General features: G+C 61.1%; 36 protein-coding genes and 1 pseudogene. 7 read left to right on the top strand and 30 right to left on the bottom strand.

Features of this window, described 5'->3' with window-relative positions:
• Positions 1-9: 9 nt before the first annotated feature.
• The 4 genes from K2O50_RS16345 to K2O50_RS16330 form a co-directional block, all read right to left on the bottom strand.
• Complete coding sequence (locus tag K2O50_RS16345; RefSeq protein ID WP_197866085.1) at positions 10-252, bottom strand: hypothetical protein; 243 nt, start codon at positions 250-252, stop codon at positions 10-12.
• Positions 253-323: 71 nt separating this feature from the next.
• Positions 324-698: a hypothetical protein gene (locus K2O50_RS16340; RefSeq protein WP_220689869.1), complete on the bottom strand. Its 375-nt coding sequence runs from the start codon at positions 696-698 to the stop codon at positions 324-326.
• On the bottom strand, positions 695-985 hold the full coding sequence (locus K2O50_RS16335; protein WP_197866087.1) for an ogr/Delta-like zinc finger family protein: 291 nt from the start codon (positions 983-985) through the stop codon (positions 695-697). Before K2O50_RS16335 ends, K2O50_RS16340 begins: the two co-directional genes overlap by 4 nt.
• Positions 986-987: 2 nt before the next feature.
• Positions 988-1179 (bottom strand): hypothetical protein, encoded by a 192-nt coding sequence (locus K2O50_RS16330; protein ID WP_220689868.1) that lies wholly within the window; start codon positions 1177-1179, stop codon positions 988-990.
• On the opposite strand from K2O50_RS16330, the gene K2O50_RS16325 reads away from it, so the two are divergent.
• The gene (locus K2O50_RS16325) at positions 1178-1411 is read left to right on the top strand and encodes a hypothetical protein (RefSeq protein ID WP_220689867.1); all 234 of its coding nucleotides are present in this window, start codon (positions 1178-1180) and stop codon (positions 1409-1411) included. The two genes, K2O50_RS16330 and K2O50_RS16325, sit on opposite strands and share 2 nt — an antisense overlap.
• A gap of 22 nt (positions 1412-1433) precedes the next feature.
• On the opposite strand, the gene K2O50_RS16320 is transcribed toward K2O50_RS16325, so the two are convergent.
• Together K2O50_RS16320 and K2O50_RS16315 are read right to left on the bottom strand one after the other, a co-directional pair.
• Positions 1434-1907, bottom strand: a complete 474-nt coding sequence (locus tag K2O50_RS16320) for a YmfL family putative regulatory protein (protein ID WP_220689866.1) — start codon at positions 1905-1907, stop codon at positions 1434-1436.
• A 29-nt stretch (positions 1908-1936) separates the two neighbouring features.
• Entirely contained in the window at positions 1937-2149 is a 213-nt protein-coding gene (locus K2O50_RS16315; RefSeq protein WP_125930269.1) for a DNA-binding protein, read from the bottom strand.
• Positions 2150-2234: 85 nt separating this feature from the next.
• Between K2O50_RS16315 and K2O50_RS16310 the strand changes: the two genes are divergently transcribed.
• The 5 genes from K2O50_RS16310 (at position 2235) to K2O50_RS16290 (ending at position 5346) form a co-directional block, all read left to right on the top strand.
• Positions 2235-2564, top strand: a complete 330-nt coding sequence (locus K2O50_RS16310) for a helix-turn-helix domain-containing protein (protein ID WP_220689865.1) — start codon at positions 2235-2237, stop codon at positions 2562-2564.
• Between the two features lie 91 nt (positions 2565-2655).
• Complete coding sequence (locus tag K2O50_RS16305; RefSeq protein ID WP_220689864.1) at positions 2656-3477, top strand: zinc ribbon domain-containing protein; 822 nt, start codon at positions 2656-2658, stop codon at positions 3475-3477.
• Between the two features lie 371 nt (positions 3478-3848).
• Entirely contained in the window at positions 3849-4082 is a 234-nt protein-coding gene (locus tag K2O50_RS16300; protein WP_220689863.1) for a colicin E3/pyocin S6 family cytotoxin, read from the top strand.
• Positions 4033-4404, top strand: coding sequence for a hypothetical protein (locus tag K2O50_RS16295; protein WP_220690039.1), 372 nt, complete (start codon positions 4033-4035; stop codon positions 4402-4404). Before K2O50_RS16300 ends, K2O50_RS16295 begins: the two co-directional genes overlap by 50 nt.
• 9 nt (positions 4405-4413) lie before the next feature.
• Positions 4414-5346, top strand: a complete 933-nt coding sequence (locus K2O50_RS16290) for an ImmA/IrrE family metallo-endopeptidase (RefSeq protein ID WP_220689862.1) — start codon at positions 4414-4416, stop codon at positions 5344-5346.
• Between the two features lie 45 nt (positions 5347-5391).
• Here the strand turns inward: K2O50_RS16290 and K2O50_RS16285 are convergent, their stop codons facing one another.
• The 13 genes from K2O50_RS16285 to K2O50_RS16225 all read right to left on the bottom strand — a co-directional run bounded on the left by K2O50_RS16285 (position 5392) and on the right by K2O50_RS16225 (position 16349).
• Positions 5392-6663, bottom strand: coding sequence for a phage late control D family protein (locus K2O50_RS16285; protein WP_220689861.1), 1272 nt, complete (start codon positions 6661-6663; stop codon positions 5392-5394).
• Positions 6660-7100, bottom strand: coding sequence for a phage tail protein (locus K2O50_RS16280; protein ID WP_220689860.1), 441 nt, complete (start codon positions 7098-7100; stop codon positions 6660-6662). The genes K2O50_RS16285 and K2O50_RS16280 overlap by 4 nt, the downstream gene beginning before the upstream one ends.
• Before the next feature lie 6 nt (positions 7101-7106).
• Positions 7107-9716 (bottom strand): phage tail tape measure protein, encoded by a 2610-nt coding sequence (locus tag K2O50_RS16275; protein ID WP_220689859.1) that lies wholly within the window; start codon positions 9714-9716, stop codon positions 7107-7109.
• Complete coding sequence (locus tag K2O50_RS16270; protein ID WP_220689858.1) at positions 9706-9825, bottom strand: GpE family phage tail protein; 120 nt, start codon at positions 9823-9825, stop codon at positions 9706-9708. Before K2O50_RS16270 ends, K2O50_RS16275 begins: the two co-directional genes overlap by 11 nt.
• A gap of 8 nt (positions 9826-9833) precedes the next feature.
• A complete protein-coding gene (locus tag K2O50_RS16265; protein ID WP_220689857.1) occupies positions 9834-10145 on the bottom strand; it encodes a phage tail assembly protein in 312 nt (103 codons plus the stop codon).
• A 24-nt stretch (positions 10146-10169) separates the two neighbouring features.
• A complete protein-coding gene (locus K2O50_RS16260) occupies positions 10170-10685 on the bottom strand; it encodes a phage major tail tube protein (RefSeq protein WP_220689856.1) in 516 nt (171 codons plus the stop codon).
• A gap of 14 nt (positions 10686-10699) precedes the next feature.
• A complete protein-coding gene (locus K2O50_RS16255) occupies positions 10700-11872 on the bottom strand; it encodes a phage tail sheath protein (protein ID WP_220689855.1) in 1173 nt (390 codons plus the stop codon).
• Between the two features lie 87 nt (positions 11873-11959).
• The gene (locus K2O50_RS16250) at positions 11960-12412 is read right to left on the bottom strand and encodes a phage tail assembly chaperone (RefSeq protein ID WP_220689854.1); all 453 of its coding nucleotides are present in this window, start codon (positions 12410-12412) and stop codon (positions 11960-11962) included.
• The gene (locus K2O50_RS26690) at positions 12412-13923 is read right to left on the bottom strand and encodes a phage tail protein (RefSeq protein ID WP_259470157.1); all 1512 of its coding nucleotides are present in this window, start codon (positions 13921-13923) and stop codon (positions 12412-12414) included. Before K2O50_RS26690 ends, K2O50_RS16250 begins: the two co-directional genes overlap by 1 nt.
• A complete protein-coding gene (locus K2O50_RS16240) occupies positions 13920-14534 on the bottom strand; it encodes a phage tail protein I (RefSeq protein ID WP_220690031.1) in 615 nt (204 codons plus the stop codon). Before K2O50_RS16240 ends, K2O50_RS26690 begins: the two co-directional genes overlap by 4 nt.
• Positions 14531-15445 carry a baseplate J/gp47 family protein gene (locus K2O50_RS16235; RefSeq protein WP_220689853.1) on the bottom strand — a complete coding sequence of 305 codons (915 nt, stop codon included), beginning with the start codon at positions 15443-15445 and terminating at the stop codon, positions 14531-14533. Before K2O50_RS16235 ends, K2O50_RS16240 begins: the two co-directional genes overlap by 4 nt.
• On the bottom strand, positions 15442-15786 hold the full coding sequence (locus K2O50_RS16230) for a GPW/gp25 family protein (RefSeq protein ID WP_220689852.1): 345 nt from the start codon (positions 15784-15786) through the stop codon (positions 15442-15444). Before K2O50_RS16230 ends, K2O50_RS16235 begins: the two co-directional genes overlap by 4 nt.
• The gene (locus K2O50_RS16225) at positions 15783-16349 is read right to left on the bottom strand and encodes a phage baseplate assembly protein V (protein ID WP_220689851.1); all 567 of its coding nucleotides are present in this window, start codon (positions 16347-16349) and stop codon (positions 15783-15785) included. Before K2O50_RS16225 ends, K2O50_RS16230 begins: the two co-directional genes overlap by 4 nt.
• A gap of 87 nt (positions 16350-16436) precedes the next feature.
• Here K2O50_RS16225 and K2O50_RS16220 point away from each other — a divergent pair, with 87 nt between their 5' ends.
• The gene (locus tag K2O50_RS16220) at positions 16437-17399 is read left to right on the top strand and encodes an FRG domain-containing protein (RefSeq protein WP_220689850.1); all 963 of its coding nucleotides are present in this window, start codon (positions 16437-16439) and stop codon (positions 17397-17399) included.
• 18 nt (positions 17400-17417) lie between these two features.
• Here K2O50_RS16220 and K2O50_RS16215 read toward each other — a convergent pair whose 3' ends face one another.
• From K2O50_RS16215 to K2O50_RS16170, 11 genes and pseudogenes are all read right to left on the bottom strand, one after another.
• Entirely contained in the window at positions 17418-17873 is a 456-nt protein-coding gene (locus K2O50_RS16215) for a phage virion morphogenesis protein (RefSeq protein ID WP_220689849.1), read from the bottom strand.
• Positions 17866-18399 carry a phage tail protein gene (locus K2O50_RS16210; protein ID WP_220689848.1) on the bottom strand — a complete coding sequence of 178 codons (534 nt, stop codon included), beginning with the start codon at positions 18397-18399 and terminating at the stop codon, positions 17866-17868. Before K2O50_RS16210 ends, K2O50_RS16215 begins: the two co-directional genes overlap by 8 nt.
• Positions 18383-18649 (bottom strand): Rz1-like lysis system protein LysC, encoded by a 267-nt coding sequence (gene lysC / locus K2O50_RS16205; RefSeq protein ID WP_220689847.1) that lies wholly within the window; start codon positions 18647-18649, stop codon positions 18383-18385. The genes K2O50_RS16210 and lysC overlap by 17 nt, the downstream gene beginning before the upstream one ends.
• Positions 18570-18938 (bottom strand): annotated as a pseudogene (locus tag K2O50_RS26685) (LysB family phage lysis regulatory protein); the annotation flags it as partial. The gene lysC and the pseudogene K2O50_RS26685, both read right to left, overlap by 80 nt.
• Positions 18938-19732 (bottom strand): N-acetylmuramidase family protein, encoded by a 795-nt coding sequence (locus K2O50_RS16200; protein WP_220689846.1) that lies wholly within the window; start codon positions 19730-19732, stop codon positions 18938-18940. The pseudogene K2O50_RS26685 and the gene K2O50_RS16200, both read right to left, overlap by 1 nt.
• Positions 19729-20043 carry a phage holin, lambda family gene (locus K2O50_RS16195; RefSeq protein WP_054895525.1) on the bottom strand — a complete coding sequence of 105 codons (315 nt, stop codon included), beginning with the start codon at positions 20041-20043 and terminating at the stop codon, positions 19729-19731. Before K2O50_RS16195 ends, K2O50_RS16200 begins: the two co-directional genes overlap by 4 nt.
• Positions 20044-20076: 33 nt before the next feature.
• The gene (locus K2O50_RS16190; protein WP_220689845.1) at positions 20077-20289 is read right to left on the bottom strand and encodes a tail protein X; all 213 of its coding nucleotides are present in this window, start codon (positions 20287-20289) and stop codon (positions 20077-20079) included.
• Positions 20289-20750 (bottom strand): head completion/stabilization protein, encoded by a 462-nt coding sequence (locus K2O50_RS16185; protein WP_220689844.1) that lies wholly within the window; start codon positions 20748-20750, stop codon positions 20289-20291. Before K2O50_RS16185 ends, K2O50_RS16190 begins: the two co-directional genes overlap by 1 nt.
• Positions 20751-20855: 105 nt before the next feature.
• On the bottom strand, positions 20856-21554 hold the full coding sequence (locus K2O50_RS16180) for a terminase endonuclease subunit (RefSeq protein ID WP_220689843.1): 699 nt from the start codon (positions 21552-21554) through the stop codon (positions 20856-20858).
• An 11-nt stretch (positions 21555-21565) separates the two neighbouring features.
• Positions 21566-22573, bottom strand: coding sequence for a phage major capsid protein, P2 family (locus K2O50_RS16175; RefSeq protein WP_220689842.1), 1008 nt, complete (start codon positions 22571-22573; stop codon positions 21566-21568).
• 33 nt (positions 22574-22606) lie between these two features.
• Positions 22607-23461: a GPO family capsid scaffolding protein gene (locus K2O50_RS16170; protein ID WP_220689841.1), complete on the bottom strand. Its 855-nt coding sequence runs from the start codon at positions 23459-23461 to the stop codon at positions 22607-22609.
• Between the last annotated feature and the right edge of the window lie 71 nt (positions 23462-23532).

Below are 23532 nucleotides of genomic sequence, written 5' to 3'. Positions count from 1 at the left end.
GCTTGCGGTTCACTGCACACGCTCCCCATGGCCCGCCAGCTGCTTCTGCAGCTCACGGCGCGTGCGGCTGATGCCAAGCAGGTGCGGGATGTCCCGCACCACGTGGGGCGCGCGCATGCCGGCAGGCACGTTGCGGTAGCGGTCCGAGTACCAGACCTCCGCCATGGTGGTGTCGAACTGGGCGTTGAGCCACAGCAGGTACTGCTTGGCCAGCTGCTCGTCGAACATCAGTTGAATGGTGATTTTGCTCATTTCTGCCACCAGTTGAGTGCAGTTCACCCTTACCCACGCAGTGCGGGCATACGGTAGGGGTGGTTACAGGGTTACTTCGAGGTGTCGCGGGGTTTCAGCAGGCGGGCGGGCAGGTAGCGCGCCGGTACCGGGTGGCGTTGTTGGGTTCGGGTGTCCAGCACCCAGAGCACCGGCCGGAAGAGGCCACTGCCCGGGTACACGCCAAGGATGGTCAAACGCTTGGTGGTAAGCCCCTCGAATTCCGCGACCGCCAGTTCGGCGATCCGCGGCACCAGGTGCTGGGGCACCTCCAGCGAATGAGCCAAGTAACGAGCGCAGTTCTCCAGCACCTGGTCGTCGCCGGTCAGGTGCTCGCCGCGATGGCGGAACAGGAAGGCCACCGCCGCCTGCTGCATGGCGGCGCGGTAGTCGGTTGCGGGGTTGCTGTGCAGGGCTATGGCGTTCATGCGGTTACGACCTCATCCAGTTGGTCAAGCAGATCGGGGTGATCGGTGGCGGTCTTCATGGCCTGGCGGCGCATGGCCACAGGCGCGGCGGGTAGCTGCACCGCCGGGTTCGGCATGCCGCTGGGGCTCATTTCGTGGGTCATTTCAAACTGCGCACGGACCGACCAGCCGCAGGCCTCGTTGACGCACTGCAGGTAGGCGACCCGGAGGAAAATGTGCGTGCCCTCACTGGTGCGGATGCGCATCTTGCTTGCGCAGTGCGGGCATACGAGCTTGTAGGTGCTCATGCTCAGATTGGCTCGGCAACTTCGAAGGCAATTTTCAGCGGGGTGATGACATCGTCGATCCCCATGCGAATGTCTGAGCCAGCCATCCCATCGTTGGCGGTCTTGACCGTTTTCTTTAGGGTGTCCAGTCGCTGTTGTGCTTTCTCAAGCATCTCGAGCAGCAGCTTTCGGTTTTTTTCAAGGAGATCATTCATGGCTTTTCACACCCGCAAAAATGAAGTTGAACGATTAGCCCGCCGCTTGACCGAGCGATACGAAGCGCTGATCAAGGTCAGGGAGGGACGAGAAGGGACAAACCTGGTGGCCAATGGCAATGAGCACCATGAGGTACAGGGGCTTTGGGTGCGTGGCGAGGACATCCGTTTTGCCGTAGACGATGTGACTACAGCCCTGAAAGAGATCAAATCTCGCCTAGGCAAGGACTGAACCTTTTGCTTCAACATGCCCATCAGTGCGTCACTGCTCGGCTGTGTAGCTGGATGGTGGCCAGCACCTCGGATTGCCGAGCCGCCAGGTAGCGGTTATGCGCCGCCAGGATGGCCTTGGCTTCCTCATGCTCGATCACGCCATCTTCCAGGGCCTTGTGGATGATCTGGTCGACGATCCCGCGCTTGGCTGCGCTGTTCACCGCGCGGCTGTACAGGTCGACGTTGTCCAGTGTGTCCGGGTGGGCCAGAGGTACGAACATGCCGCCGTACAGGTGAGCGATGAACTCCGGCAGCAGGGTCGTACCGGTATCCGTCTCCAGCTGGTGGATCTGGTCATAGGTAAGGGGCCGGCTGCCGGCGTTTTCGTAGACGTGGTTGTCGAACCGCTTCAACTCGTAGCCGAGCCGTGCCGCCGCACTCTCGCGACCGCCAGGGAAGGCACAGATCACTGCGCTGACCACCTGGCGAAGGGTTTCTAGAACTGGACGTTTCATGTTCTGGTTTCCTCCTTGAGCCACGCGGCCTAGCTTGTGGCTTCGGCGTTCTTGATACCGAGCAGCACAGCGGCGCGGTGTGCTTCGCCGCGCGAGCATTTCTTCTGCCCGTTCAACACGGCGTACACGGTGGAGGGATGAAGGCCGTTCTGGATGGCGAAATCCTTGGCAGTGATTCCTTGCATCTCCAGGCGTTGTCTAGCGGCCTGGCACGCTTGCTCGGGTGCGTAGGTGGCGTGCATAGTTCAAATTCGTGTGATTTCGTGTGATGACGTAGTGATATTGGTTCAAGTATTTGGACCTGTCAATGATTGAGGTTCAAAAAATATGACCATCGGCGATCGGCTGAAGGAAGAAAGGTCGCGCCTGGGCCTCAGTCAGACTGACTTGGCGGCAGTAGGTGGTGTGGGGAAAACCACACAGATCAACTATGAGAAGGGCTCGGGAAGCCCTGATGCGCGCTACCTGGCAGCTGCTGCTGATCGAGGGGTAGATGTCCTGTACGTCGTTACGGGAGTGCGGTTGCCTGCTCATGCTGACCAACTCAGCCCGGAGGGGGCTGAATTGTTGCACTTGGCTCAGAAGATCAATGGCTCTGACCTGGCCATCTTGGTGCGTATGGCTTCGGCGTTTGCGGTGGCGAACGAGCGGGCTTGAAGTTGGATTAACCTCTTGCCGCTGTTGGCAAGGGCACGCACGGACGCGGTGAGCTGGCCATGGTGGCCAGTGTTTGTCGAGGATGATGGAAATGGATGGAATAATTGGGTTGGTTTCGCTGGCTGTGTTCGTCGGGATCTGGTGGTGGCTGGTGAAGCTGCTGCGTAAGAGCGGACGCGGATTCATAGCCCGTCACTTACTTGGTTGCACGGCCGGTTGGATGGCATCACTGCTGGTGGCTGGCATTGCAGTGTCTACCGGAATCGTTGAGCCCAAAACGGCAGAAGTGGCGGGTACTACTCAGGCGATAAAGCCTGGGTACGAATACGAGATTGTGAAAGATGAGTCGCGTGAAGGGCGGCCGCGGAAAGTCGAAGTACTGCTATCGCGACGGCTGACTGACACGGAGTTGGCTGAGGTCTCGAAAAAGATTCGTGATGACTCTGATGTAGGTGCTGATAAGACGTACATCGGATTTCGCGTCCGTGGGCAGACGTTTGGTAGCTATTGGGCGAATGCCAGCTTTGAGCCTCAGTACCAAGGTAATGTTATTGCGCTGAGTGCGGCGGATTATGAAACGCTCACGAATCGGGATCTTTCCGACTATCAAACCGCCCAAGGTGTCTGGCTGCGAGATGGGGCCTTGGGCCATCTGATGGTGCTCTACACCATGAACGGCAAGTACTATATCGATTCGGTTTTTGCCGGCGCCGGAAAAAATCGTGAGGAATATCTAGCCAAGCGACTGCCGGATGGAACGCTCCGACTGGAGACGCCAGATAATGATTTCGGTGAGTACTACGTCATGAGTGCTGACGGTACCTTGCAGGGCTGGGGTGAGAATGGTCTCTACATGACACTGCAGCCCAAAATTCCCACAGGAAACAGCGAGCGATCACACAAGGACGGTTAAAGGATAACCTGTGTAGGAGCTGGTGACATGCGTATGCATGCAGACAATGCGGAACTCCCGGTTGTCTTATTTGGTACCGCCGGTGCCAGACGACCATTACGAAATCGGAGTACGCAACATGGAAGATATTACGCAGCTGGAGCGCACCTTCATTGAATTGATACGCCAACTGAATCAAACACAACAGCAAGATATTCTGCGTATATTGGAGGCGTTAATTAGCAGCCAGTGCAAGGGATAGAATAACGTCGGAGCCGCAGACGCGGGATCGATAGATTTGTTGACCTGGGGGCCATGAGCAACGAGGTTAGCGCCAATTAGAGACCCCGGAGCAATCCGGGGCTGACCGTAGATGACGGAGTGGGAGGGTTATGGGCGGAGTACCAAAGCCAAGGCCGTGTTACTTGGATAGGTTTGCTAAATCCCATGTGGATGGCGACAGGCAAGTATATTTCGATTCTCTGGAGAAGATTTACTATACTTGGGATTCTCTACATGGTGAAATTGAAGTATTTAACAGCAGGGGGCGGCATCTCGGTGCGATTGATGCTGTAAATGGTGAGTATATTAAAGACGCCAAGCCAGGGCGAAAAATCAAGGTTTGATGAGGTGTATATGTCTTTTATAGATGATTGCTTGGCAGGTTATGCTTTTCTTGATGAGATCGATGATTTCGTTGATGAATGGCACGATGGGACGGCCGGAGTTGGACAGGAACTTTATCAGTATCTTGGTATGACCCGTGATGAGTATGGTTTCTGGATGACGACTCCCTCTGTTCTGCCTTACATAATTTCGGCGCGAAGAAATAGGCGCTCTCTACAAGAAGAAATTGATTGCGACTCAACAAGGCTCGCAGCTAGGGCTTCGAGTAAAGAAGAGGTAAAAAAATTAGAGGCTTGGTTAAGAAAAATTGGTAAGCTTTAAGGGGGTTGTATGCGTCCTGAAGAAGTGATGGCTGCGCGGATATTGAAACGTCATAGGTTGAAGCCGCCATATGATCTTGATGAGCTGGTTTCCAATTATGGTGATCTTCAGTACTGTGAGTTTCCATTCAGTGCTGACGGCGTAACTGTCGGGATTGATGGGAAGCATAAGCCATCGGTTATGATAAATGAGTCGATATCTAGAGCGCGTCAGCGTTTCACTCTGGCTCATGAGTTGGGGCATATTATAATACCCTGGCATATTGGGACTTTTGTTTCTCATCTTGACGCAGATGATGAGTACGAGTATGGCATAATGGAGGGAGAGGCAAATCGGTTTGCTGCTGAATTGCTTCTTCCATCGGATTGGTTGGCTGAGAAGTTTTCCGAATATGAAGTGGAGGACTTTGATGAGTTTCTGGCAGACGTGATAGCTGACTCTAAGGCTTCGCGCGATGCCGCATTTATCAAGATTTTCAAGACCTTGGATGCTCCGATAATTTGTGCTCAAGTCGAAAATTCTGAGGTGGTGCGCTACTACAAGACATCAACGGCACCTTATCCACCATTTGCCGTTGGGGAAAAAATATATCAGCATGATTATTTTTCTTCGCCGCACAAGGCAGTCGAATTCTCCCATCGTGGTAATGATTACTGGATTTGGATTTTTGAAACGGTAAGCGTTCAGGAAGTTGATCCGCGTACATGGAGAGAAGTCTTGGTTCAGATTCTCGCGGAAGTGGGTGATAGCAGACTGCTTTTAAGTACAAATGCGACCATGGCTGCGGCGTATCAGAAGTTTAAAGGTTTGGATGAAGATGGGGTTTGCTCTGGGGTATTTCGTGCTTTCGAAAGTAAGGACGCGCTGAGAGGTGTAGCTTCCCATCCTCTGTTTGGTCAATACGTGATTAAGCGTGTTAGAGAACTAAGGGAAAGAGGCTGACCCTGTTTTAATAGCGGCTGATGATGAGTTTTTGTGATGCGGTTTTTAGTCGAAAGCTAATAATTTCAGCGCTCGCTCAGCTGCTCGTCGAGCATTTTTTTCATTTACATATACATGTCGCAGGTGCTTTGGCCTGGTCTGATCACCTGCAGTAACTAATCTTTCTTTCCCTGTGTCCTTGTCGCGATAGAACGCAATGACCCCCGTGTACTTTATCTTACCGCGTACACCGTACTCGAGCAGGCCGTCGACCGTGTCCTCTGGCAGCTTGCTTTCTAACTCCAGATTCATCGTGTAGCCGGCCTCAGCCGTCAGGCTGTGCTGGACGTTCCCGCCGTACCAAATGATCTCATCGATCTCCGACTTCACCCCCTGGAGCGTATACGTCAGCTCCGGGATCAGGTCCGGCCGCCCCTTGGCCAGCGCATAGCTGAGCGTGGCCGCGCCGCGCTGCAGCCGGTTCAGCTCTGCCCGGGCGGCGCGCAGGGCAGATTGCCGGTCGCTGTAGGTATGGCGCAGGTCCTTGAGATTTTCGCCGCCGCCGGCAATGGCCTCCTGTTTCTTGGCGCTGTTCACGTCGTAGTAGTAGGCCCGCACACCGTCATAGCTGTCGCGGTCGGCCTGCAGGAACCGGTGCTGGTCGCCGTCGGCGCGGGTGAGCGTGATGTGGGGCAGGTCAAGTCCGCTGGCGGTCTTGCCGCCGCCGGCCGGCATGCACACCAGGCAGCCGGCTTTCACGGTGGCCACCGCGTCGAAGTCCTCGCCCAGGCGCGTCAGTAGGTTCGCATCGGACTCGTTGGCCTGGTCGAGCTGGGGGATGGCCAACCCATCCAGGGCACCGGAGATCGTCGCGGTGAGCCCATTGCCCTGGGCGATGTCGCCCAGGACTTCGCCCAGCGTGGTCGCGCTCCAGCTGCGTTCGCGCTTGGTCTTCAGGCCTTTGCGCAGATCCGCCGACCTGGCCCGGATACTGAGCACGTCCGGCGCGCCGCTGTGTTCTGTCTCGTCGACGATGTAACTGCCCTTGTCCACCAGGCCGGTGTCGCTCCAACCCAGCCACAGGCGCACCACGGCGCCGCGCGGGGGAATCACCAGCAGCCCGTCGTGGTCGCTGAGGGTCAGGTCCAGCTGGTCCGCTTCGAGGCCGCGGTTGTCGGTGAGCTGCAGGCTCATCAGGCGCGGGCTGATCAGTTGCGCGATATCGCTGCCGTTGACGGTGATGCGAAACGCCGGCACCGGATACGCGGCATCGCGCTGCAGCCCGTCGTAGGTGTTCCGCAGGAAGCCGGTGACCTTGGCGATGGCGGCTTCGATCACAGCAGCTGCCTCAAGATGTTCACACCGCCCGCGATGCCGGCGCCGAGCATATCGATGCGGCCGTCATCGATGCGCTTGAGGTTGAGGGTGAAGTCGATGCGCCGCGCGGCGCCGTCCCGGAAGAACAGCGTTCGGTTGTCGCTGAGGCTCTCGATCACCCACAGTCCCAGCAGGCGGCCGGTTCCCTCGACCAGGGGCCAGGCTTTGCCAGTGTCCGCCATGTGCCGCAGGGCATCGAGCGCCGACGGGGTGCCGGCCAGCTCCGGTAGCAGAAGGCCGGGGAGGGTGATGGAGTCCTCGCCACGGCCGAGGAACTGCCGTGACGGCTGGGCGCCGATACGGTTGCTGGCGGCATGGCGCCACTCGGTTTGCCGTTGCATCTCCTGGTAAGCCAGGGTGTGCAGGCTGAAGACGAACATGCCCAGGGCGAGCATCATGGCGGGTTACTCCTGGTCGGTAAGGCGGCTGCGCTGGCGGGCGGCCTTCTCGCTGTTGATGCGGGCCAGCTCGGCGCGGACCGCCCGGCCGATAGCCTGCGGGTCCATGCCTGGAGAGGGATGGATGTTGATCTCGTAGATGTCGTGGCTGTAGTAGCTCGCGGACGGTGCTGCGCCCAGGGGGGCACGGTCATCCATGGTGATGGGCGTGCCACCAGCGGCAAGCGGGCCACCGCCGTTGAACTCCCGTAGTGTGCCCTTGAACGCGAATGTACCGGCGTTCGTCAGCTGCTGGCCCATGCGGTTGACCGCCTCCAGCGGCGCCTTGACGCCGTCGTCCAGGCCCATGGCAAGGCCTTCGGTGGTAAACCCGCCCAGTTCGGCGAACACGCGGGAGGGGCTGTGAATCCCGAGCTTCTCCTTGAACCAGCCGATGGTGGAGTCGCCCAGGGCGGACACGGCGTCCTTGATCTGCCCCAGGCCAGACATCAGGCCGTTGACCAGGCCGTTGACGATCATGTTGCCGAACTCGGTGAAGCGCGTCGGCAGTTCGAAGCCCAAGTAGTTCATCACCGCTGCGAAAGCCTGGTACACCAGGCCGACAGGGTTGAAGTTGCCGAGGATATTGAGAATGCCGCCGACCCCTCTGTCGAAGTCGGAACGGATCTCCGCCCATGCATTGGTGAAATACGCTTTGACCTGGTCCCAGTTTTGGTAGATCAGGTAAGCCGCACCTGCCAGCGCAGCCACAACAGCGGTGATGGCAAATGCCACCGGGTTCATGGCCAGCCCCCAAAGGGCAATGCTCACGGTACGAATTGCGGTCAGCAGGCCGCCACTGAGAACGGAGATCAACTTCCCGACAACAGCGAACATGCCGGCGCTTTTCACGGTGAAAAGTGCCATGCCGAAACGCACCATCGCGAACGGCCCCAGGATGCTCGCGAGCGCCAAGGTCAGGCCGCCCATTGCCGCCACCAGTACAGCGATGCCGGCAGCGGCCTTCACGATGCCGGATGAAAGCGCCGGGTTCTCCACGATCCAGCCTTTGATCGAGCCGACAACCTGGGCCAGGGTCTGGACGATGCTGCGCAGCGGGCCGTCCTGCTGCTCCTCCAGTTGAATGCCAAGGTCTTCCCAGGCGCTGGAAAGCTCATCCAGGTCGCCGGTCAGGTTGTCGCCCATGATCTTGGCTGTGCGCTGTGCTTCACCCTGCGTCTTTTTCAGGGTCTGGATAAAGCTCTGCAGCTGTCCCGTTCCAGCTTGCGCAACCAGCACCTGCATCCCGGCGACCGCTTCATCCCCCGCGATGTCTTTCAGGATCCCGGCGCGGTCGGCGCTGCCCATCTTGCGGGTTTTCTCGTAGATCTCCTTGAGAATGCTCGGCATGTCGCGCAGGTTGCCTTGGGCGTCCTTGCCCTTCACGCCCAGTTGTTCCAGGGCTTTGGCCGCCGACTTCGGCGGGGCGCTCAAGCGACCGAGAATCGCGCGCAGCGCTGTGCCGCCCATGCTGCCCTGGATGCCGGCATCGCCGAGCTTGCCCGCCATGGCTGCAACGGTCTCGATGTCCTGGCCAACGCTGGACGCTACCGGGGCGACGTACTTCATGGTTTCGCCGAGCATGGCCAAGTTGGTGTTCGAGCGGGTGAAGGTCCCGACGAGCACGTCGCCGAGCCTGCCCATGTCGGCGGCCTTGAGGTTCATGCCGGTGAGGATGTTCGAGGCGATATCGGAGGTCTCTGCCAAACCCGTGTCGCCGGCCTTGGCCAGGTCGAGCATTCCGGGCATGGCCTCGCGGATGGATTTTGGGTCGAAGCCCGCCATCGCTAAGTAGCCTTGACCTTGTGCGGCATCCGTGGCGCTGAACATGGTTTCGGCGCCCAGTTGCCTGGCCTGGGCACGCAGCGCCGCCAGCTCGGGGCTCTGCTTGTCCAGGCGGGTCAGCGCCTGAACCTTGCTCATGTCGCTGTCGAACTGGACGCCGGCGCCGATCATTCTCGCGCCCGCGTAGAGGGCTCCGCTGCCTCCGGCAATGCCCGCCACGCCCATGCCGGCCAGCTTGGCGCTCTGGCTCTGGGCTTTTTCGAGGTGTGCACGGGCTTTGGCCAGCTTCGCCTGTCGGCTGGCCAGTTCGTCCATACGCCGGCTCTGGGTACTGATGGCCTTGTTCGTAGCGCCAATCTGTTCGCGCAACGTGCGCTCATGGTTACCCAGGTCGCGGGTACTGATACCGGCGCCGTGAAGTTTGGTGCGCAGTAGCTGGAGCTTCTCGGCCTGTTGCTGATGTTCCGTCTTGAGCCGCTGCGCCTCACGGACGGCGGTGCGCATGCTGCTGGCCATGGACTTGGTCGGCGCGCCCGTGGCGGCCATCTCTTGGGTGATGGCGCGGACCTTCGCACGCGCGGCATCCAGGGCCTGCCCAGTCTGTCGGGACTGCGTGATCTGGGTACGCCAGGCGCTGACGTCCTTTTGCTGGGCGTTCAGCTCCTTGAGGCGGTCGCGGGCAGCCTTGAGTTCGCGCGCTGTCTTGAGGCTGCCCTTGCTGATCTGCTTGAGCGGGGCGCTGGCCTTGTCGATTGCATCCAGCAACACCCGCAGACGCAGGTCATTTGCCATTGCTACTACTCCTGATCCGCGCTCGCTCGCGCCAGTCCATCAGCTCGCAAACGCTGAGCCTGTCCATGTCACCGGGCGACCAGTGAAAGACGATGGCCACGTCGGCCATGGCGTCTTCTACGCAACGAGGGATGCGTCCGTCTTCATCCGCTTCTGCAGCAAAAAACCGGCGACCTTCGTGCCGATGGCGAACAGGTCGGCCGGGTCCAGGCGGCTGACCTCGTACTCGTTCAGCTCGCTGATGCGCGGGACCAGCTTGATCAGGCTGGCCACGTCGACCTGCAGCAACTCGGACAGGTGCAGGCCGCGCAGCTCGCCGGAGGTGGGCTTGCGCAGGGTAACGAGCGCGATCTCGGTGTCGCCGCGCTTGATCGGGGTGTCCAGCTCGACCTGGTTGTCGTTCAGTGGGGTGGCGTCGATGGTCTTCATGGTGGCTCCAGTGGGGAAGAGGGGTTAGATGCCTATGGCTTTACGCTGCTCGGAGAGCATGTCTTTGCCGTCGATAATCTCGATGAAGTTGAGCAGGTCGATCTCGACCAGGACCTCACCGTCCACCGCCAGCTTGTAGTAGCTGCAGGTGGTGGTGATGCTGTGCTCGGTGTCCTCGCCGGGCGTGGCTTCGCCCATCTCGATGGTTTCGTGGCGGCCGCGGACGACGACCTCCACGGCGGATACGGTACCGGTGTCGTCCTGCTGGAAGCTGCCGGCGAAGCGCAGCATCACGCCGTCGGCCTTCACCGCGCCGAATTGGCGCAGGCCCAGCAGATCCAGGCCGCCGGTCTTCCATTCGAACTGGATGCCGTCGTCGGAGAAGCCCAGGTCGGCCTTCACCGGGCCGTTCATGCCGCCCCCGCGATAGCCTTCCATCTTGCGGCTCAGGGGCGGCAGGGTGCAGGTCTTGCACACGCCCAGGTAGCTGGTGCCCTCGTTGAAGAGGTTCATGTTCTTGAGTTTGCGCGGCATGGCCATGGTGGCGGTCTCCGTCAGCTGTTGATGCGGCTGGCGAAGTCAGCCAGGTATCGATCGGTGATGCGCTGGCGGAGGGTCAGGTCCTCCAGCGGCGGTACCGGCGTGTAGTCGTAGTCGATGTAGAGCTTGCCGGCCTTGAGGGTGGTGGCGCTGTTGACCTCCTCGTCGTACCAGGCACTGCCGCCGATCAGGTAGCCGCCGGCCACCAGCTCGCGGAACTTGGCGTTGATGCCTTCGATGATGTCGCGCACCAGGGAAGGGTGCATGGGCTTGTCCATCGCCCACATGTGCGCTTCAGCCATGGTGTCGGCCAGCACCTGGGCGGTGCGGGTGTAGTTCTCGAAGGCGAACAGCGGGTCTTCAGTGCAGGTGCGGCTGCCCCAGAAGCGGAAGCCGTCGGCGTTGATCAGCGTGGTGACTTCGTTGCTGTTGAGGTAGTTGGCGTCGGTCGCCGGGTTCTGCAGGTCCCAGAACACGTCGGCGCTGATGCCGGTCACGCCGTTGACCGGGATGTTCGACAGGGTTTTGTGCCAGCCGGTGTCCTTGTCGATCTTGGCGCGCAGGCCCAGGGCGCGGGCCACGGCCGGCGCGGTGACGGTGGCGTTGCTGGCGGTGCTCCACTGTTCGAAGTCCGGCCAGATCACCATGGTTTCACGGGCGCCGAAGTTCTCACGGTAGGCGACGGCCTCTTCCTTGGTCTTGCAGCCGCTCGCGCTGACGTAGGCGAAGCCGCGCAGTTGCTGGGCAATCGCGGTCAGGGCGGTGGCCACCGGCAGGGTGTCGAGGCCTGGCACGCCGAGGATGCGTGGGGTGACCTTGAGGCGGGTCTTGGCGGCCAGCAGGGCTTTCATGCCGGTGTACTTGCCGGTTTCGGTGGTGGTGCCGATCAGGTTGCTGGTGGTCTCGGCGTCGGTCGCGCCCTTGGCCACGCGCACTACGACGGTCGCAGGTTGGGTCTGTTCGGCGATGGCCTGCAGGCTGGTGGCCAGCGTGCCGGTGTCGCCGGCCTTGCCGATGGCGCCTTGTACGCTGGTCAGCAGGACGGGCGTATCGAGGGGAAACATCGCCGGATCGGCGTCGTCTGCGGTGCAGACCAGGCCGACCACGGCGGTGGAGACGGTGCGGATTGGGCGGGTGCCCTCGTTGATTTCGAGGACCCGGACGCCGTGATGGTATTCGTCGGCCATGGTAGGTGCCTGTGCAGTGGGGTGACACTGCACAGGCTGCCGCGCGCGCGATGGCGGGGCGAGTGGGAGGGCCTGTAAGCGCGGGGCCTACAGTTCAGCCAGCCAGTTTGGCGGTTGCGGGCGATCAACCTGGGTGGGGAAGTCCGCGCTTTCGGGCCAAAAGCGCAGAGCTACGCGGTACTGCTGAAGTTGCTGGTACTGTTCTGCGTTGAGCGTGGTCGGCAGCTCAAGTTCCAGCTCGTCGCGGTGGCGCGTTACCAGCGGGTCGGTGGCCGACAGCTGGAAGTCACGCCAACGCCGCTCAATCGTACCCAGTACCTCGGGCGACGGTGGCGGGGGTTCTCCCAAAACGGGTTCGCCATCTTCGCCTGGAACAATGACTTGCCTGGCGGTGACGCCCGCTTTCAAGGCGATCATGTTCTCCAGCTCAACAGGTACAGCATCGTCGGGAATTTCGATGTTGTAGCTCGGCGAGAACCAGCCGGTTTTGCTGAAGCTGTAGAGCCAGGTTTCGGGTTGGGTAGTGCGTTCTTCGGCCATCAGTAACCCCAGGCTAACCAGTTGATGTATTGATTCACGCCCGCCGCTGTCATGTTGATGTCTTGCGTCACGCGGATGACTGAGTTTGAAACGAGAGTGGCATATGCAGAGATATTGCCCTGAGTCGTAGCTGAGCTGGCTGTGACGCCCGCGATGGCGCCACGCCCGGCGTTGAATGTCAGGGGCAGGATGACGTCCACGGTCGCTTCAGGCCCGACTAGCGTTGTTCCCATCTGAATGACCAGGCCGCCGATGACATCTGGGATCCGAATAAAGTCATTGGCAGCGAAGCTCCGCTTGGGTAGCAGGGCTGCGAGAAGCGCTTCGGTTTCGGTCTTGCTGTAGGCGTCAGTAATTCCATAGCCGCCCAGGGTTGTGGCTTTTGTGGCCTTGCCCGCAATAAGCGTTGTGATGGTGGTTGCAAAGTTCGGATCGTTGCCCAGGGCAGCCGCAAGCTTCTGCAGCGTATCCATCGTCGCAGGGGCTGATCCCACAACAGCGGCGATCGCCGTGGTAATGGCTGTCATGACGAACTTGGAGTTGGCCCCTAGGTCGCTGCTGTTGCCTACAGCGATGTCCGGGAAGCGCACCGGGCCTGTGAATGTCGCGCCCGCCAGGTTCGCTTTGTTCGCTGGAGTGAAGTTGCCTTCATGCCAGAGCTGGCGCCATTCCCCAGCCGCGTCTTTGTTGATGTAGCGAATGCCAAACCACTCGGTGTTGATGCTCGAAAGCAGGTCGAACCCGTATTTGTCGCCTGGGTACTTGATGTGTAATCCGGTGGCATAGGAGACAGCAGCGGGCTTGTCGGTGGTGAGGTCCGTTGATGCAAAAAACTGGGTTTCGGCGAGGTCCGACAATTTGCCGGTCACGACTGGGGCTGTTGTCATCAGGCCACCCGCGCCTTTTGCCATGGCGTCGGTGATGTTGTAGCCGGCCAGTGTGGTTGGGTTGAAGCCCTCCTGAACCACGCCGCGATCGTTGGTCCTGACTTTGGTGTAGGTGCCGGGCGTTTTGTTCGGTGGCAAAACCGACAGGATCGAAGTATCGACATACGCGCGGGTTGCCAGCACAACGGACGGGTCGATCTTTAGCTCGACATTTGCAGTGCTGCTGACGATCAGGTTAAGGCGCACAATTTGGGTTTTGCCTGTGCCTTGGCTGAGCAGCGGTTTGAAGCTCGGCGCGCAGTTGGCAACCGCGACCAGGTCTCCGGCCGCGTCGTAAAGCCCGATCTCCCGGATCCACCAACCGCCAACGTCAGGCGGAATCACCTGCTCGGCAATGATGATGTTGGCGTTGGTCGGGTCGACTTTCACGGTGTTGAGCGGCGCTCGCCGGCGCTCGTTGATCAGCTTGGTCTGCGTCCTCGATGGCGTCGGTTCAGCGTCGTTGGCATCGCCCACGCCCATCTGGGCGAATGTCCAGGGCACGCCCAGGGCGTCAGCGTTGGCCTGCTTGGCCTCGCCGATCGCGGTCAGGATCGCGAAGAACTGGCTGTTCTGGTCAGTCATGGGTACACGTCCAGGGTTTCGATGTGATGGGTACGCCCGGCGTGACCGAACGTGCCGTTGACGACGATGTCCCGCGCGAGCGGCGGGTACACGTCGATTTCTTCGCCATCGGTCAGCGCGGCCGCGAGCCGCAGGTAACCGGTGGTTGCAAGGGTGATGGCAAGGCCAGTCAGGTGGCGGGTGAGTGGTTTGGCGTCGTCGATCAGCCATGCCAGCTCGTTGTACATCTCCTCAGTGATGCCGGTGTCGAGCACGCCGAGCTTGAGCGCAAACGTGCCGGGCATACCCTGGGGCACGGTGTTGAACCATTCGACGACCTCCATCAGGTAGCCCAGCGGTTCAACAACGCGGCGCAGAGCGCCGATGGTCCCCTTCCTGGTGTGGATCAGAAACGCCGACCGGATGGCTCGACGCTTCGCCCGCTCTGGCCAGCGGCTGTCCCAGCGATCGACGGAAAAGGCCCAGGCAAGGTACGGCAGCAATTCAATTGGGCAGCGGTCCGGGTTGACCAGGTCGCGCATCGGCACTGGCACGCGCTGGATCTGCGTCAGGGCTTCGGCCGCCAGGCGTTCAAGCTGGGTCGCATTGCCCGGTAAGAGCTGCGTCACTATGCAGCCTCCTCGGGGACAAGGTTGATCGCTGTGCAGTAAGGCGCCTGGGCCAGTGTTGCGTTGATGTCGTGCCAGCCCTGCAACTCGACCTTGCGCACCCCTTCAACGTGGAGAGCGGCGTGGATAGCCGACTGTGAGACTTGCATGCCTAGACGGCGTCGCTGATGGACGTAGGCCGCCAGTTTCACGCGAGCGGCGGCGAGGATCGGCTCTGACTCAGGTCCTGTTGTACTCAGGAAGAGCTTGGCATTGACCTGGTACCGAACAATGACCGCACCCTGCACGGTGAGCCTGTCGGCAACCGGGCGGCGGTCTTCGTCGTTGAGGTAGGCGAACACGGTGTTCTGCAGTGCTTGGCTCGCGCTGCCGTCGCCGGCCGAAGCTTGCACAGTCACCACCGCCACGGCCGGCGACGGGCTTTCGGCTGAGGCATCGGCCACCTGACCGTCTGCGGCACGTGCGTGGAATATGTAGGCGTTGCGCGGGCCCGCAGTGCTCAGGCCCTCGAAGGCCATTTGCGCACGCTCGCGCAAGCTGTCGTCACTCTCCAGTTCCTCTGCGATCGGCGGAATGGCCTTTGGCGCTGCAGCACGAATCACCAGGCGCTGGACGTTCACGTTGGCGGCGAGCTGGTCCAGGTCCGCACCTTTCGCGGCGCTGAGCATCGTAGCCAGCGCGGCTTCGTTGCAGCGCTGCCGGAGGATGGTCTCTCGGTAGGCGTTCTCCTGCAGAAGCTTGGTCAGCGGCTCCGACTCAAGCTCCAGCCGGCCGGCGATCTCCGCCTGCTCGTCTTCTGGCCAGAGGCTGATCATGTATGCCTTCCGCTCGGCGAGGATCTGCTCGAAGTCGACTTGTTCGACAACATCGGGCGGAGGCAACTGACTGAGATCGATGGGCAAGAAGGTGTTCATGCGCTGCCCCCAAGTTGCAACGGTGTGCGGATGTTGAATGGTTCGTTGGTGTCGACCAGGACGCCGGTCAGGCTCAGTTCAGCGCGGCCGCTGAGGTCGCCGACCACCAGCTCGACCTGCGCCAGGCTGATCCGCGGCTCCCAGCGCATCAGCGCCATGGCGGTTGCGGCGTACAGGCGCAGGCGGGTGGCGGGGTTGAGCGGCTGGTCGACCAGCTCGGGCAGCAGGCTGCCGTACTCGCGGCGCTGCAGGCGGGTGCCCTGGCGTGTGGTGAGGATGTCCTCGATGGACTGGGCGATGTGTTCGAGTTTGCCCTGGGCGGCCCCGGTGCGACGGTTCATTGTGGTACTCCCGTCTGCCCAGGCCCTGGCATGACGCCGCCATGAACGTGCTTGACCAGGCTGATTTCAGCCGCAACGACGTCGACGGAAACCGTGACGGTGCCGGTGACGTTCTGGTTGCCGGTCTGGGTGTAGTCGCCCTCATGGGTGATTGGGCCGACGATGTGGATGCCGCCCGGGCTGGTCAGGCTGGTGGTACCGCCGTCGGGCAGGGTCGCGCTGAGGTGGTGGGCAACACTGTCGTACTCGATCACTGCGCCGTCGCGGTAGGTGCGGCGGTGCAGCCCTGGGCGGTCGCCGTTGGCAGGAATGGCGTCGCTGAACAGGCCGGTGAAGACGACGCCGTTGGCCATCTGCCCGCTGGGGGAGAGCAGCAGCACCTGTTCGTTCACGGTGGGAGGGTCCCATTCCTGGTCTGCGCCGGCACGCCAGGCCATCCACGGCAACCAGGTCGTCAGGTTGCCGCCGGTTTGCACCTTCACCCGGGGCGGCTTGTACTGCACCTCGGCGATGGTGCCAAAGCGGATCAGGTTTTCCAGCAGGCGGTTCAGATAGGCGGTCATGAGGTTTAGGGTCGCTTGAAGAGTGTTCACACGCAGCAACTTATTCTTGTATGCTCAAGCCTTACACATGGATGAAGGAGATGGATTTTGAAAGAGTTTTTGGAAGAACTACGCTTTAGCACTGCGAAGGAGTTCGTTCATGCATTGCTGCCATCGTCGGGGCTGTTCGAGGAGAAAAAGAATTACATTTTCCGAGGTCATGAAGACTCCACGTTTAAACTGATTCCACAAGTTCTTAGACCCGATGGTCGTGAGAGAATGGAGAAGATGTCGCGTGCATACGCTAAAGGTAGCGATGGCCTAGCTAACGCCTCTGTGTTCTCCGCGTTTTATGAGTTTCAATTGATTCGCGATTTCTATAAGGTTTCTGATGAATGTGGGCTTTACGTCCCTCTCTCCGACCGCTTGAGGAAAAAAATACATCACCTTGTAGATGTGCACTCGTTGGGTTTATGGGTCGATGGTAACACTTGGCTACCAGATGATATGTTAGAAGCAACAGGCCTCGCCCAGCACTATGGGGTACCTACGAGGCTTTTGGACTGGACTTATGATCCTTTGATCGCTGCATTTTTTGCGTCGAGTTCAATAGATAATGGCGAGGGAGATTTGTGTGTTTGGGTACTATGTCAAACTGAGCTGGTTTTGCTTGAACTTAATGACCCAGGTTGGCCTCTAGTATTTTCACAACCTCACTATGACGGCAACCCAAATCTTGCTGCTCAAAAGGGACTGTTCACGCATTGGAAAACAAAGTTGGACTCATTTAATACTCTTGTGGAAAAGGAAGAGTTACGAAGCTTTCAAGTTCTGGATCGTCGGTCATTGGATGAGCAGATACGAAGTTACTGTGTTGAAACCCATAAGGGCTGTCCTTCAGGGGTATTTAAAAAGTTAGTTCTGCCAAGGAGTGAGGTGGTGGAGCTTGCTCGATTGCTGCGCGCAATGAGATATGGGCCGGCACGAATATTCCCTGGCTATGGTGGCGTTGCAAAAGAGCTGGGTGAGCGATACAAATTCAGACGTTCCACATCAGAGCTGGATAATTAAATTTCTGATTTTGTATAATTAATTTGTCAGGTGGGACAGAAGGATATCTTTAAGATTTTCAGTTTCCGCTGCGGTAAACCCCAAAAGCTCGCGCCGTTCGTATAATACGAACGGCGCGGCAACAGCAGCACGATCCCTTAAACCTTCCTGATGGATCCTCGCAATTCTTGCTATTCGGCCGGTAAAACCAATTGTTGCAACCGCCGCATCGCCACCTGCTCTCAGATAGGCAACAGTGCGTAGCTTCTGAAACATTTTCACTTTCCGACGTACACGGCCGTTCTTACCCCTCAACTGCCGCGGTTTGCGTGGGGCGTAGGGCGAACCGTCGGGGTTACGTTGGGCAATCACGCGCTGTTGCTGGCTGCGACGCAAGTCTTTGGCTATGGTCCGGGCCAGCTTGGTTCGAGCGGCTGGCTCTATGCACTGTATGAGCGGGCTGACCCAGTGCTCCAGGGCCTCCAGATCAGCCATGGCGTGAGGACTTCAGCGGAGGCGTGGCCAAGGCCATGCTGTCCGGGGCGGCGGGCGGTTGCCAGGAGGCAAGCGGCTCGCCGTTTGTATAGAGGGTGACCTCGCCCTGATCCTCGTAGGGTTCGTACTGCGGCTCGCCGGGGTGGGTTACGTCGAAGCCGCCGTCGTCCAGGCGCTTTACCACTACCCGTTCTGTCAGCGGCAGGGTGAGGCTGAGATCGACCTTGCTGCGGTCGAGAAGATCAGCTTCGAAGACCAGGCCATCGGCCGACTTGTCCAGGTTGGTCAGCAGCTCGGACTGGTTGACCCGCAGCCAGCCGAGGATCGGCAGCATCACGCTGTCCGGGTGGCCGGCGAAGTCGGTCAGGATGATCTGCAGAGTATAGGCGTACTCGAACGACAGGCTCGCGGCCGCAGTGCAGCGGACCTTGCCGCTGTCGATGAACATCAGCAGCCGTTCGGGGTTGCGAGCGAGGCCGGGGACGGCGGCGAGCAGGTGCTCGCGCAGGCTATCGGGCTTGTTCATCGGTCACCTGGTGCTGGTAGACACGGTCGACCTGGGCGGCGCACTCGGCCCAAGCCAGTTCGGTGCGCTCCTGGTCAGTGAGCAACTGGCCGTTGCGCGTCGGTGCCGTCTCCGGCAGCTGGCACGGGACGACTACCGGACAGCCACTGACGATAAGCGTCGGCGCCGGTGAGGGCGGGGCGCTCGCGCAGCCGGCGAGCAGCGTCAGGCAGAGGCTGGTCAGCCCATTCGCGAAGTTGCTGGTTTTCATGCTTGAGGGCCTCGATCACGCGCTCGCGCTGGGCCAGGCCTTGGCGCAGTTCGCCTTGTAGGGCAAGCAGCTTGGCCTGGCTGGCGCGCTCGTTCGCCAGTTCGGATTTCAGTTGGTTGGCCGTGGCCAGGTTCTGGTCGCGGTCTTGCTGCGTGCGTACGAGCTGGTCTTCCAGCCGCTTGCCGGCATCCTTGACGGTGGTCACTTGGTGCTGCTGGTCCCAGCCCCACAGCGCGGCGGCGCCGGCCGCAAGTAGGGCAAGAGCAAGCAAGCCGCTGCGCAGATCCATCAGGCTACTGCCAGCGCGCGATCCTGGTGCCGCTCGAATGCGCGCTCCAGCTTCACGTCGTACAGGTTGCGCTTGTAGTCGGCGCCGTTGTACAGCTCAGCGACCTTGGCCCATTTCAGGGCCTTCAGGGCCTTGTGGAGGGTCGGGTCAGTCTCGATAAAGCGGACAAAGGCCTCAAGGTGTTCGGGCTCGCTGCGCGCCATGTGATTAACGAAGTCCTGCACGTTGGCATAGCCGAGCCGCTCCCAGTGAAACCCCATGATCTGGAAGGCGCCCCAGCTGGCCGACTCCAGAGCGGCAGTGTCATCAAGCTGGCGAGCCTGGGCCAGGCGCTGATGCTCGGCGGTACCGCCGATGTATCCGCCGGGCTTCGGGTTGACCAGGGCAGGGTTCAGACGCGCGAGTTCGACGGCGCGAGGCCCCTTCAGGCGCTTGTACATGACATGGCGCTCGAACAGGATCACCGGCTTGCCGTTGTCCAGGAAACCGCGCCCCTTCGACTCGACCTCGTTCAGCGCGTAGATGGCCGCCACCGGTACACCCAGGCGTTCGGAGGCCTTCACCAGGTCGGCGTGTTTCAGCAGTTTCTGGGTGTCGGCTCCCTGCAGGCTGACCAGCGTCTTGGGACCCGCCACGCCGTCGGAGACCAGGCCCGTCTTGAGTTGGTAGGCGCGGACGGCGGCCTCGGTGGCGTCACCGTAGATCCCGTCGGCCGACAGCTTTGCGCCGTGGTCGTTGAGCTTGCGTTGCAGGTCGCGGACCGCCTGGGAGCGGTCGCCGTGGCGAAGGGTCATAGGGTCCTCTCCTTACGGGTGAAGGTTTTCTTCGCGGCTGCCCGGACAAACTCGATGCCCAGCAGGCCGATCAGGCCGCCGAAGAAAGGCGCGGCGGTAAGTGGGATGCCGATCAGCGACAGCCCGTGGCTGGCCGAGAGGGCAACGAACCCGCACAGCGGCGCTTCGATGACCAATTGGCGGATCTTCCCGCCGCCGTAGATCACCCGCAGCGCGGCTATGAGGGCCGCCAGCAGCCCGGCGTACAGGCCGGGCCAGTTGTGTTCGAGCCAGGAGGCCAGGAAGGCCCAGGTTTCGGGACGGTCAGGCATGTCGGTCCTTCCATGGTTGGGTGATCGCGCAGGTCAGTCCCATAGGTTCACCATCGGTCGTTCAGGGGCTGCCGTCTGGAGTTCGGGCAGGGTGACGAGCAGGCCGGCAGGTAGCACGGCGCCGTGATCGGCCAGGCCGGGGTTGGCATCGAGCACGGCCTCGACCACGCCGGCTGTGCGGCCGTAGTGCCGCCAGCACATGGCGTCGACGGTGTCGTGCTGCTGGGTACGGCGCTGCTCGGCCATCAGAGCAACTCCACGGTGGTGCGCGGGGTGCCCAGGAAGTCCCGGACGGCCCAGCGCTGGTCGCGGCGGTAGTCGTCGATGGTCGGTAGGGTTTCGTCGGCGTTCTTGTTGCCGCTGCCGCTACTATCGTAGCCGCGGTACCGCTCGCACACTTCGGCGCCGGCCGCACACTCGACGGCGCGCAGGTACAGGTACACCTGTTGAGACTGGCCATTGATCTGCGCACTGGGCACGTCAGCCAGCCTCTCGGCGCCATTGGTCTGGGCCTGGGTGCGCCAGTCGACTAGGTCGCGGTTCACGGCGATCACGGCGGCGATCACGGCAGTCTCGAGCCGGGCAGGGGTGACACTGGAGTCGATGCGCAGGGTCTCGCGGATCTGGTCCAGGTCAATCGACGGCCAGAAGGCATCGCTGTTGATGTGACCGCCGGGTACGGTACCGCCGGGGATGAATCCGCTCATGGTCGCCTGCTCTGGAATAGGTCGGCGGTGGTCGGGGCTTCACAGCTTGGCCAAGGAGAAAGCCGCTGATCCGTCCCGAGCCGCCGGGTTGCGTGGGACGCTCGGTTAGCCGGCAGTGCCGGCGTGTTTCTTGAGGAGGCGCTCGGCGCGCTCCAGGTCTTTCTTGCCGCCGCAGCTGCTATGCAGCTCGATGGCGCGGCGCAGCAGATCAACACCCGCCTGGACCTGGCCTGGCTGGCCAGGGTTGGCTTCGTCCAGGTCGGTGAGGGTGGCCTTGCCGAGGGCCAGCATCAACTTGGCGCGTGCCTCGTCGGGCATGTCCTCTTCGGCGGTCAGCTCGGCGGTGCAGGTCAAGACCTCGATGGGGAAGGTCTCGCCGGTCTTCTGCGCCTTGAGCGCAGCTTCGGCGATCTCTTCGGCCACGATGCAGCCGGTGGAGCGCTCGAAGCGGTCTGGCATCTTCAGCCCGTGCTGCAGCACGTAGGCCGCAACGTCGAGACCACCCACCCAGTCGCCCGCATCGAAGCGCCAGATCATCACGGTGGTCAGCACGTCGTCCTGGGCGCCATGGCCGGCCTCGATCACGCCCGCCACATAGGGCTCGTAGGCGGGCAGCAGCTCGACCTTGAGCTTGCCTTTGCCTTCCCGCGACTGGATAGCGGACAGGCGCTGGCGGTCTTGGTGGAGTTGGGCGAGGTGCAGCTCGTACTGGGTAGCCCCTTCCATGGTCTGTTCAGGTGCGGTAGCCGCGGCGGCCTGGGCCGCGGTGACACGCTGGAAGTGGCGCCGGCAAGGATTGGTCATGGTGGTATCCCTCACGCGATCTCGATGTTTTCGGCGAACGCGGCGCAGCCCAGGTCCTCAATGACGTAGGCCTCGTTGACCGACTCGAAGTTTTCGATGCGGTCGCGGGCGGCGTTGTCGACGACGGTCTTGCGGCGGCTGCCTTCCTGCCAGTAGTACGACAGGTTGTCCAGGCGGGTTACGAACAGGCCGTTGGGCGGGAAGTGCGGCACACGAACGGCCGGCAAGTTGCCGATGCGTTTCTGGCTCGTGACGATGTCGGCCGCCAGCATTTCGGTCGGGGCATTGGCCTTGTTGATGATCGGGAAGTATTTGTCGGCCAGGATCTTGCGACCACAGACCACCACCAGCTCGGTGTCCTCCTGGTACCAGGGCTCGATCAGCTCGTTGACCATGGCGAACACCAGGGCGTCGATGTTCTCGAAGTCCTTGCCGGCGCCGATGGCGATCTTGCCGCTGCCGTCGACTACTTCCTTCATCACGCGCGCGGCGTTTTCCAGGCGCATTTTCTGCAGCCAGCCGATGTTTACGTCCTGCAGCAGCGGGTTGGTTGCTGGGTTGGAGGTGGCTGCGCGGCTGATGCCGTTCCAGCCGACGCAGATGCGGTTAAGCGCCATCAGCTTGATGATCGTGTCACGAATGCGGGCTTGGAAGTCCGGGAATTTGGCCCAGGCGTCGAGCTTCTGGTACTTGAGGTGGGTGTCGTAGTTGGTCTGGGTGCAGACGTAGCCGCGGTCGTCGAGGCCGGTCGGGTCACGGGTTTCACGGGCTTTGAGGTCGGTGTCGGTGGTGCCGGCGATGTTGCCGGTCACGCCCAGGCCGATCTTTTCGCCCATCTGCTCGTTGACGCCGTAGCTGTTGATCATGCCCAGGAACTCGCTGGACTCCTGGATGCGACTCTCGAGCTTCTGGGCCACGGCCGGGTTGGCGGCAAACTTGGTGGTGACGTCAGGCACGCCGTGGAGCTTGGCGAGCTGGGCCAGGTATTCGTTGAAAAGCAGGCGGGTATCGTTACGCATGGTGGTCTCCGGTGTTCTTTGATCCGTTGTCGATCAGCAGTCGGTGAGGTCGCGACCGCTGCCACCGGGAACCGATGGGCGATCCTTCTGGGTGTGGTCCTGGGTGTTGCTCAGGCGCTTGACCAGGGCTTCGTGGTCAGCGCTGAGCTTGGCGAACTTGGCCTCCAGCTCGGTGAACGCTGCCTGGCCTTTGGTCACCGCCTCGGCCTGTTCGGCGCCGTGGGTAGCGAGCTGCTCGATCAGTTCGCCCAGGGCGGCGAAGTTGGCGGCGTCCTTGCCTTCCTTTTCCTTGCTCTTGCTGAGGAGGCCACCGACCTTGTCCCGCAGGGCTGCGAACATGCTGGGGCCGTCGGTCACCTCCTCGAATTCGAGTTGCACCTCTTCAGCCGCGGTGAACAGGTTGTCCTTGTTCTGCTTGCGGCCGGTCAGGGTGCCGTGCTGGGCACTGAACTGCAGGGCTTCGGTGCCCAGGCTGGCCGGGGTGTCGGTGATCGCCAGGCCAACCAGATAGGCCTTGCCCGTCTTGGCGAACTTGGGGTCGATCTCGACCGACGTGTAGATTTTCTGATTCTTGGCGTTCAGGGCGAGCAGGGCATCGTTGGGTTGCAACTGGGCGAACAGCGCGAGCCGCTGCTCGCCATTGATCTCGACCTCTTCAGCCTTACAGGCCAGCACATCGCCGTAGGCACCGAACTCGCCACCCGGCCAGGCCCACTTGATGTGCTCGCAGTTGATGCGGGCGCCGTAGGTGTTGGGGCTGTACTGCGCGGCCATCTGCTCGATCCAGGAGCGTTCGATGGTGCGGCCGTCAGTGGTGCCACCTTCCACGGCAACCCGGAACCACTTGGAGCGGAGTTTTTTTGCGGGGGTGTCGGTCTTGTCGGCCATGCCGGGAATCCTCGTTGCGGTGGCGGTGTGCCTTGCGTTGAGGGCATGGTCCGCAGCGCGCCGGTCGGCAG

Origin of the sequence: Pseudomonas sp. 2hn (assembly GCF_019646095.1) — a bacterium.
GTDB lineage: Bacteria > Pseudomonadota > Gammaproteobacteria > Pseudomonadales > Pseudomonadaceae > Aquipseudomonas > Aquipseudomonas peradeniyensis.
Note: the sequence above shows the minus strand (reverse complement) of the source record. Positions and strands in the feature narration are given on the sequence as shown.